We start from the raw sequence: 1,442 nt of genomic DNA, 5'->3' as shown, positions 1-1,442 counted from the left end.
AGTGCATGTAGTTCAAATTATGAAAAGTTAGAGGAAAAAGCTGGAATTGAGATTAAGGATAAATTGACTAAATCTTGTCAGGCTAACAATTATTCTTACTGTGAAATCTATGGCAAATGCTATATCAATATTTTCAATCAATTGAATGAAAGCGCGCAATATACACTCAAATTACTATCTAATATCATGCCGGAATCGGAACAAAATACGTTTAATATGCAGAAAAATCCAATGGATATCATCTACTCTAAATTAAAAGATAGTGAAGAAAAGAGTGATAAAAATTCTATTTTCAATTATAGCGTTATGTTATATCCTCATAATCAATGCTCCTCAATAATTAATGCTAAATCATATGATATTACTCGTCATCAATATCATATTGATAAAATGTTATACGAAAACAAAAGCAAAATAATAATGAAAAATTTAGATAGGTAATAGGAATTTTAATATAAAAAAGTATTAATATTATTTGAGTTGAACGCTTTAATTAGAAATCATTAACCAATCTAAAGCAACCAATGCTGGACGTTAGATTAATAATTGTGTTGATTATAATTACAGATCTTAAAAAAACTCCACAAAAATATCAAAAATTTGTTAGCAATTATACAATTAATTTAGAATATGCTATAAAAGTAATCAAATAAGGACACATCAAGATGATATTGGATAATTAGGATTTATTTATGAGAATATTAGGTTACAGTTTTACTCTTTTAGCAACAGTAATATTATTAACTGGTTGTATTTATGGGGATATAGATAAAAGACAGCGAGACTCTATAACTATTGAGGCGGCCAGATATTGTGAAGCTAATCATTATTCGTATTGTGAAATATATATACAATGTTATAGAGATTTTTTAGATCAAATAAATGCAGGGTCATATTATTCCTTAGGCTTAATGCTACCTTTATCAGCAATACAAGACCTTGATAATAAACAAGATTCCAAAAAAGCAATGGACAAGATTTATGCTAATTTAAAAGACAATGAAAAAAAAGATAGAAAAGATTTAAGTTTAGATGATAGTTATCTATTATTTCCTCATAATAGATGTTCATCAATTATTAATGCTAAACCGTATGATATTTCCAATTATCAAGAAGCGATCCAGCAAAAAATAATACGCAATAAACTCAATAATAAATAATTACTCATTCTTAATTACTAAAATATTATTACCAATTATAGCGTTGAAAAATACAAATTTAAAAATAAAGATACTAAGATCGTCTTAGAATTTTAACAGTATTAATTTACGAAAAAGTAATAAATATAATTAATATTATAAAATTTATTACCTAATAAACGTTAGAAAAATAAATACTTTTCTCATTTATTGATGGCAATTTAAACGGAGATTAAAATGAATATATTAAGGTGTAAAATTGTTATTCTAGCACCATTGTTATTACTTAGTGCATGTAGTTCA

Annotated in this window: 2 protein-coding genes; both read left to right on the top strand. The window is 25.1% G+C overall.

Features of this window, described 5'->3' with window-relative positions:
* The coding region (locus H3U96_RS11055; RefSeq protein WP_198196697.1) for a hypothetical protein at positions 1-441 on the top strand (441 nt) is incomplete at its 5' end.
* A 251-nt stretch (positions 442-692) separates the two neighbouring features.
* Positions 693-1,160 (top strand): hypothetical protein, encoded by a 468-nt coding sequence (locus tag H3U96_RS11050; protein WP_086361307.1) that lies wholly within the window; start codon positions 693-695, stop codon positions 1,158-1,160.
* Positions 1,161-1,442 lie beyond the last annotated feature (282 nt).

It is taken from the genome of Gilliamella sp. M0364 (assembly GCF_016100565.1).
Taxonomy (GTDB): domain Bacteria; phylum Pseudomonadota; class Gammaproteobacteria; order Enterobacterales; family Orbaceae; genus Gilliamella; species Gilliamella apis.
The sequence above is the reverse complement of the archived record's forward strand: the minus strand, read 5'-3'. Positions and strand labels throughout refer to the sequence as shown.

Coding starts and splice junctions, on each gene's coding strand:
- H3U96_RS11050 (WP_086361307.1), top strand. CDS start 693: ATGAGAATATTAGGTTACAGTTTTACTCTTTTAGCAACAGTAATATTA.